General features: G+C 63.4%; 3 protein-coding genes and 3 pseudogenes. 2 read left to right on the forward strand and 4 right to left on the reverse strand.

The genetic code is table 11. The features are described from left to right. Both ACZ6CZ_RS37275 and ACZ6CZ_RS37280 read right to left on the reverse strand, forming a co-directional pair. Positions 1–296, reverse strand: a 296-nt coding sequence (locus ACZ6CZ_RS37275; protein WP_469030423.1) for a helix-turn-helix domain-containing protein, incomplete at its 3' end; no start/stop codon positions are given. A 214-nt stretch (positions 297–510) separates the two neighbouring features. Then, a complete protein-coding gene (locus ACZ6CZ_RS37280; RefSeq protein WP_469030420.1) occupies positions 511–5,064 on the reverse strand; it encodes a type I polyketide synthase in 4,554 nt (1,517 codons plus the stop codon). Positions 5,065–5,437: 373 nt separating this feature from the next. Between ACZ6CZ_RS37280 and ACZ6CZ_RS37285 the strand changes: the two are divergent. Continuing rightward, positions 5,438–6,137 (forward strand): annotated as a pseudogene (locus ACZ6CZ_RS37285) (transposase family protein); the annotation flags it as partial. A gap of 644 nt (positions 6,138–6,781) precedes the next feature. Beyond that, positions 6,782–7,264 carry a hypothetical protein gene (locus ACZ6CZ_RS37290; RefSeq protein WP_469030422.1) on the forward strand — a complete coding sequence of 161 codons (483 nt, stop codon included), beginning with the start codon at positions 6,782–6,784 and terminating at the stop codon, positions 7,262–7,264. Between the two features lie 17 nt (positions 7,265–7,281). On the opposite strand, the pseudogene ACZ6CZ_RS37295 reads toward ACZ6CZ_RS37290, so the two are convergent. Together ACZ6CZ_RS37295 and ACZ6CZ_RS37300 are read right to left on the reverse strand one after the other, a co-directional pair. Further along, positions 7,282–7,566: pseudogene (locus ACZ6CZ_RS37295) on the reverse strand (transposase); the annotation flags it as partial. A 76-nt stretch (positions 7,567–7,642) separates the two neighbouring features. Then, a pseudogene (locus tag ACZ6CZ_RS37300) lies at positions 7,643–8,046 on the reverse strand (transposase family protein); the annotation flags it as partial. Between the last annotated feature and the right edge of the window lie 92 nt (positions 8,047–8,138).

The following is an 8,138-nucleotide window of genomic DNA, read 5'->3' on the forward strand; positions in this document are numbered from 1 at the left end:
GTCTGGTCCGGCCAGCCGTGTGCCACCGGCCCCTTGGCCAGCTCCCGCTCCAGCACGGCGAACAGTTCGTCACTGAGCAGCGGCAGCGATGCCGGGCCTTTGGAGGCCAGGGCCCTGGGCCCGTTCTGCGACCAGGCCCTGCGCCACCGCTGAACCGACCGGACGCTGACCCGCAGGTCGTGCGCGATGACCGCGCTCTCGTCGCCCAGGGCGAACCGCACAGCCGCCTCCATCCTCAACTTCTCGCGGAAGGACCGCCGTTCGTCGGTCAGTCCGCCCCCTTGCGCATACCAGATGCGGTCGGCATACCGCAAGGATCACGAGGCGTCAGCCCCTACGACACCACGCTTTGAAGGTCAGTAGTCCGCCGTCCCGCCCGGACAAGACCCGGCCGCTGAGTCTCCTGGCGAATACCGAGCTGCTGTCGGCGAAAGAGGAGTGCGCACATCCCGCTGATGATCGGGCGTCAGGTGATGACAGCAGCCGACGGGACAGGTTAAGTCAGGCGGCTCAGCTACCCGTTGTCCGCAGTTCCTCGGCGAGGGTTGCCACGGTGAACTCTATGTGCTCGGGCGTGTGATTGCAGACGATGAAAAACCTGAGCCGCGCCAGGTCGTCGGATACGGCAGGGTGGACGATGGGGTCAACACATATTCCCTTCTCGAACAGGGATTTTGCGAGCCGGACGACCTTATCGGAGTCTCCTAGGATGGCCGGTACGATGGGCGACTCGTGGCTGTTCCCGGTGTTGATTCCGGCTTGACGTGCGAGTCGGAGGAAGAGCTGTGAGTTGTCCCGCAGCCTCTTCAGTCTCGTGGGCTCGTCGCGCATCACCCGCAAGGCCGCCAGCGAGGCGGCGGCGTTCGCAGGTGTCATCCCGACGCTGAAGATGAATCCGGGAATCGATGATTTGAGCAGGCTCACGACCCTGCTGGTTCCGGCGACGTAGCCGCCGCACCCGGCAAGGGCCTTCGATGTGGTGCCCGACCAGAGCTCCACGGCGCTGCGGTCCACATCGAAATGTTCACCGACGCCGCCGCCGCTGGCTCCCAGCACACCGATGCTGTGGGCTTCGTCCACCAGGACCATGACGTTGTGGCGTGCTTTCACCTCGAGGAGGGACGGCAGGTCGACGATGTCACCGTCCATGCTGTAGACGCCCTCGACAGCGACCAGTACGCGCCGGTAGTGACTGCGCGTGCGGCGCAGCAAGAGATCCAGGGCCGCCATGTCGTTGTGCGGGAACGAGCGGGTCTGTGCTCCCGAAAGTTTGCAGCCTTGGAGGATGCTGTCGTGCGCGAGAGCGTCGTGCACGATGAGGTCACCGGGACCCATCAGGTGGCCGATGAGGGTGACGTTGGTCGCGTTGCCGCTGACCAGGACGATGGAGTCCTCAGTCCCCGTCAGACGTGCGATCTCGGCTTCGAGTTCTCTGTGCAGAGGCCGGTCACCTGAAAGGATTCGGCTGGCGGAGACGGATGTTCCGTACCGATCAACGGCCTCCTTCACCGCTGCGTTGACCTTGGGATCTCCGGACATTCCGAGATAGTTATAGCCGGAGAAGGAAATCAGTTCAGAACCGTCGATCCTGGTAGTGTCGCGTATGGTCCCTTCATGGAGCAGGAAATACGGGTGCCGGTTGAACCGCTGCTCCATCTGCAAGAGCTCGGGAAACTCCTCAATTTTGTTCTGGGGGATGATCCGTCCGGCCGTGGGGGCCTCCGGTTCGGGAGAATGCCGCTGGAGTCTGGATGCCGGCCTGCGGGTTTCCGCGGCATCCAGGGAGTGGCTCGGTGACGCGGACGTGCCGTGAAGCTCCGTCAAGGTGGTGATGGTTCCTCCGATGGTGGCTTCGCCATTGATGAGCCCCTCATCGATGTGCTCGGCCGCATCAGGCAGAGCTTGACGCAGTCGTTCGAGGAGTTCGGTGACCATGACGGAGTCGAATCCTAGGTCTCGGGAAATGGAAAGGTCATCTGACAGGTTTCTCGGGGGGAACGCGCCGACGGCTGCGACCTCGGCATAGACACGATCGCGCACATGGGCGCCGCCGCCGCTTCCATCGGGGGCTGGAGCGGGTGCGCTGGCCGGAGATTGTGCGGGGGAGCCCTCACGCTCTACAGGAGCACTGGGCGCGTGAGATGGTGCCATTTGGCTCGCGGCCCCAGGATCTGCCATCGCCCGCAGAAGGCTGATCTGTTCGCGCAGGAGTGCCACGACATCGTCGGTCATGAGTCCGTCCTTGGTAGCAGCCGGCTGTCGGGTCGAGCGGGGCGGATGTGGTGTCGCAGGCGGAGGCGTGGGAACGCCCCGGGTAGCGGCGAGGCCCGCCGTTGTGGGCGGCGCGGGTATGCGGGTGGCGACCTGGGGATACCAGTGGGACGTCGGGGCCAGGGGTGAGGGTGGCAGCGTCGTCAGCGGAGCGTCCAGGTCCGCCAAGGGCGACGGGTCGATGTCGGCCCCCGCCACGGCCAGCTGTCCCACGGCCGCGAGGAACGTTCTGGCACCATCGGGGTTCTCGCCGGTCAGGGCAATGAATCGGGCGGCGGCTGGATCTTCGAGGCTGCGACGGATAGCCTTGAGAAGGCTTGACCCACCACAGACCTGAACGAAGAACCGGGCACCCTCGGTAAACGCGGAACGGGCCGCTTCAGCGAACCGCACCGGAGCGGCGGCATGACGTCCCCACAACGCTCGAAGCGCTTCCGGGTCCCCTTCCCGTTTGCCGCTCACGGTGGAGACGAAGCCGCCCGTCGGCGGCACGATACGACGGCCGGCCAGATCGTCCTCGAGTCGGGACCGCACGCTGTCGAGGAGAGGAGAGTGGAACCCGTTCGAGACTGCGAGACGGTGCGAACGCAGGCCGGCCTGACGGCACCGCGCCTGGAGCTCGTCGATACCGCGGACGGAACCGCTGTAGACAGTCTGGCCGGGGCTGTTAAAGCAGGCCGCCCACACCTCGTCCACCGCCGCCGTCAGTCGCTCAAGAGTTTCCCGACCACCGTGGACAGCCAGCATCGCGCCGGTTCGGGTTACTTCGGCCTGCCGCATTTCCCGTCCTCGACGGAGCAGGAGTTCACGGCACTCGGCTTCGTCCAAGGCACCCGCCGTCACGGCAGCGGGGAACTCGCCCACACTGTGCCCGAAACTCACGACGGGTAACACACCCAGCGACTTTGCCAGGCGGGCGACCGCCAGGCCCGTGGCCCCGACCACCGGCTGGCAGACATCGGTGGACGCGAGCCGCCAGCGTCCCTCATCTGTGGTGCTGCTCGCACCGAACACTGTGTCGAGAAGAGCAATGGGGGGCTTTTCCCGGTGGCCGGCCGCGTCCCATGACCGCAGGACCGTGCTGACGTCCGGATAGCGGGCGTAGAGGTCGCTGATCATACCTGGTGACTGGCTACCCTGACCGGGGAAGACGAATGCGATGCCCCGGTCAGATGCCTGCAGCGGCGCGTCGGCGAGGTAGACGCCGTCCGCCAGGGTGCCGGTTCGACATTGCGTCAGCGCGTCGTGAGCCGTGCGCATCCGAGCGGAGAGCTCTTCGTACGTGGCCGCGACGATCGCGAGGCGTGCATCGAGCAGCTCGCGGGACAGCAGCGTACGGGCAACCGAAGCCAGTCGGACATGTGGCCGGCTGGCGAGAAGAATCAGCAAGTCCTTGAGGTGGTCCTGCAAGTGCAGCAGGTTCCCCGCCGATAAGAGGAAGAGGTGAGGTGGGGCTTTCCCTTCCGTGAGCCGCACGCTGGGAGTGGATTCCGTCTCGGATGTGTGAGCCTCCTCCAGCACGACATGGACGTTCGTTCCGCCGAAACCCGAATTGCTCACACCGGCACGACGCGGAACCTCAGCCGAGGTGTTCCAAATCTCGGGGGAGAACGGAATACGCAGTCCTGCATCTCTCAGCTCGTCTGGACGGGCCACCTCGGTCACCGGCATCGGAGGAATGACACGATGGTGCAGTGCAAGGCTGGCCTTGATGACCGAAGCCACGCCTGCCGCGCCAAGACTGTGTCCGATGAGCGCTTTGACTGACGTCAAAAAGGCGTCATGGATTTTTTCGGATGCTGGTCGCAACTGGTTGCGTACACCGGTCATGGTTTGCGTCTCCGTTGCGTCGCCCACGACGGTGGCGGTGCCATGCGCCTCGAAGAGTCCCACGGTTATGGGAGAAAATCCGGCATCGTCATAGCATCTCTTCATGGCGAGCATCTGGCCGTGGGTGCACGGAGCCATGGGTCCCTCGGACGCCCCGTCGTTGGACATCCCGATGCCGCGGATGACTGCATAGACGCGATCACCTGCGGAGAGGGCGTCCGTCAGCGGCCGCACAACTACGACGCCCACGCCGTCGGCAAGGACGAACCCGTCCGCGCGGCGATCGAAGGGGCGGCACACGCCCTGCTTTGATACTGCGCCGATCTTCGAGAAGTTGATCAGAATGCGCGGATCGAGTGTGAGGTAGGCGCCGCCGACCAGGGCTACCTTGGATTCGCCGGAAGATAAGCTTACCACCGCCTGGTGAAGAGCCACCAGAGAGGCTGAACATGCTGAATCCACGGTGAAGCTCGGACCGCGCAGGTCGAAGAACTGGCTCACGTTCGTCGCTGCCATGTTCAGCGGGAAGCCGGTAAGAGTGTAGGAATCCATCGTCCGTATGTCCGGAATCAAGTCCCGGTAGTCTGAGAAGTTAAGGCCAAAAAATACTCCGGTCGATTCCCTGTCAAAATGTGCTCGTTCCCATCCGGCGTCCTGCAACGCTTCCCGTGATGTGTCCAGCAGCAGCCTATGTTGCGGATCCATCGAAACGGCTCGCCGGGGAGTCATGCGATAGTGTCGGGCGTCGAAGAGATCTATGTCCCGGATCGTGGCCAAGCGATCCGTGTAGGTGCCCGAACGCGCTTTGAGGTCATGTGGATCGTAGACCAGTCGGTGATCCCACCGTTCAGGCGGAACGGTGGAGAACTGTGGCTCCGCACTGAGCAAGAGTTCCCAGTACTCAGAGAGATTGCGGGCGCCCGGAAAACGGCACCCCATTCCGACGACGGCTATATCGCGCAAGGCTTCTCCTCGCCATTGCAGGCGGATTGATCGAGGCTCTGAAGGTATGCTTGCTCCTTGCCGAGGGAGTGAGTAGTCACTGCTCACCGGCTCCCGCTCCGGCGAAAGCCCAAGCCTCCGCGGAAATACATATGGTTCCTGTACGAACCCGTTCACGCCGTCGCCAGCAAACCGGGATGGAGGTCCGACGGCAGCGACCAACATGCACGTTAAGGCCGTCGGCGAGGACCGCACCGGCCACCAGCGCTCAGCGTTCAAGCACTGAGCCTTTGCCAACTTGATCTGTGAGCTGGACAGTTGGGTCGACAGATGAGTGAAGCCCCTGGTAGACGGGTTCACGACCAAGATCGCCCGGTGCCACCAGAGGCTTCGTGTGCCTGTCTACCCGTGCGGGCTGGACGTGTCCAGTCGATCCCTGTCCTTCCTCGCCGCTCGCCTGCGCGAACACCGCCGTCGGATCAAGAGCCGCTGGCGTCGGCTCCCGGTCGGGCGTCAAGCCCTGCTGGTGCTGGCGCATCTGCGGAACGGAACCACGTACGGCCAACTCGCAGCAGGTTTCGGGATCGGGACGAGCACCGTCTACCGCTACATCACAGAGGCCGTCGACTTGCTGGCCGCACTCGCACCGACCCTCGACGATGCCGTCCGGGCTGCCTCGGGGAAGGCGTACGTCCTGCCCGACGGGACGCTCCTGCCGATCGACCGGATCCCCGCCGACCGGCCCTCTTACTCCGGGAAGCATAAAAAGCACGAGATGAACGTGCAGGTCATCCGATCCGTTCGGCCGACTGCTGTGGGTCTCGCCCGCACTGCCAGGGGCCGTTCATGACGTTCGCGCGGCCCGCGAACACGGCATCATCAACGCCCTCGGCCAGGCCCAGATACCTTGCCGGGCGGACAAGGCCTATCAAGGCGCCGCCGGCACGGTACGGGTTCCATACCGCGGCCAATGGGACACACTTTCGGCAGGCCAGCAGGCCGTGAACCGATCCCAGGCCAAGATCCGAGCCCTCGTCGAACAAGCCATGGCCACCATCAAGAGCTGGCGGCTCCTCCACAAACTCCGCTGCGCAGCCCTGGTTGGTGTCCACGCTCCGCAGCAGAAGGCGAGGACCAGACGGCCGCACACACGGGCGGCCCCGTACCCATCCCGAGGGAATGTGCCGGCGTCCCGCCCCGGTTCGCCCTCGCGCCCGGCGTACCGTCGGTAGCACCGTCGCCTGGCCCAGCTCTCTCCCGAGCACGACCAGGGGACGCCTGCAGCGCGCCCTCACGTAAAGGTGGTTGGCGCTCGACTCGCCGACGCTGCGACGCCGGCACACCACCTGGCCCCTGTGCTGCCCAGCGGGATAGTGCTGGAAGTGGCACTGCCTGTCGACGTACAGCTTGTCCGCCCGACGAGCCCCACAGCCCCCGAGTAGCAGGTCGCAGCAGAAGGAGTCGCCACGATGAAGCCGGCGGAACGCATCCACGTCCTCGCCACCCTCACCGAGCTCGCATGGGTAAAGTTGAGCACTCATTGCTCATGTGCACAAAAATCCTAATCAGGTTTTATGTTGTTTGCAAATGAGCCTTTTCAGCGTTCCACCCCACGGCGTGAACTGTCGTCAGAGGTTGATATCGCCCCTACCTGCAGTGTGGCTCGAAGTCTGCGTCGGCCATCACCCCGATCGGTGGTAACTCTGCACAGGCTTAATGATCCAGTCACATTTTTGGAGTGAGTGCCATGCTTGGCTTACCAGTTAAAATCTTCATGCCATTTGCCATTTTGTCAATCTCGCTCGGCATTTCAAATCCTGCCGTAGCGCTCGATTCTGCAGCGCCTCCTCTTGTGGCGGAATGCACCGATACGGACGTTAAGCCATATGAGGATGGCTCCGTATACTCTTTTCAGCTCTGCTACGTAACGAACGGGGGTCAGCGGGCCGTTCAGGGAAGGTTTACTCAAATTTCCCTTGCCCCAAATGGCTCCGCGACACAACTCCAACGAGTGGTTGTTGCGGCTCATGATGGCGGCGATACTACGCCTCCGGTACTTTCTTGGGAATGTGACGCGCTTACATTGAAAGCCACGGGTATTACCCTTTGCTCATCGCCCTATCTGACGCTTCCTGCTACGGATTACAGGTTCGTTGACATGAATATTTATTGGAAGTCAGGTGCACATCAGGGCACATGGATTTACCCCAAGGTACTCTAGTAACTTAAGATCGTGCCCTACATGGTCAGTTTGAGGAACCGCTTGTAGCGGCAGAGGGCGGATGCCAGTCCGAGAAAGGCCAGGTAGTTTCCTGGTTTCCGCTTGTAACGGTGGGTGAGACGGCGGTAGCCGGTCAGCCAGAACATGGTGCGTTCGATGACCCACCTGCGTCGGCCGAGTCGCTCGCTGGAGTCGATACCCCTGCGGGCGATGCGGACGCCGATGCGTTTGCCCTGTAGCCATCGCCGCGGGTGAGGGATGTGGATGTCATGCGCCTTGTCTGCATGGAGGCGTACGCGTTTGGAGTCGGCAGCGTGGGCTTCGTGTCCCATGTGGAAATGGGACAGCACACAGAGCGAGACTGAGCTCTGTCCATCTTCAGTCTGAGCTGGCCAGATAAAGGGTGAGGACGGCTCGGACGAGGCTGGTGATCCCGGTTGTCGAGCTGCGGAGTTTGCGGAGGAGTCGCCAGGACCCAGCAGTCGATGCCGATCTCGGCCAGGGCGTCGATGATGCCGTGCTCGTGTGCGGTCCGCACGTTGTGGACGGCTCCGGTCTGGGCTGGTGAAGCCTGCAGGAGACGGCCGCCCGGGTCGGCGATGGCCTGCACGTTCATGCGGTGCTTCTTGTGCTTGTCCGAGCAGTAGGGGCGGTCGGCGGCGATCCGGTCGATCGGCAGGAGCCGTGCCGTCCAGGAGCACGTACGCCTTCGTCGACGCGGTCCGCACGGCTTCGGCGAGGGCGGGTGCGAGTGCGGCCAGGAGCTTGACGGCCTCGGTGACCTAGGCAGTTTCGTTTGGATCATCGGGCGGACCAGAGGAAGATGCCCGCGATGTGGAGTCCGGCCAAGTAGATGGTGGCTGTCTTCTCGTAA

Source organism: Streptomyces sp. NPDC041135, from assembly GCF_055592085.1.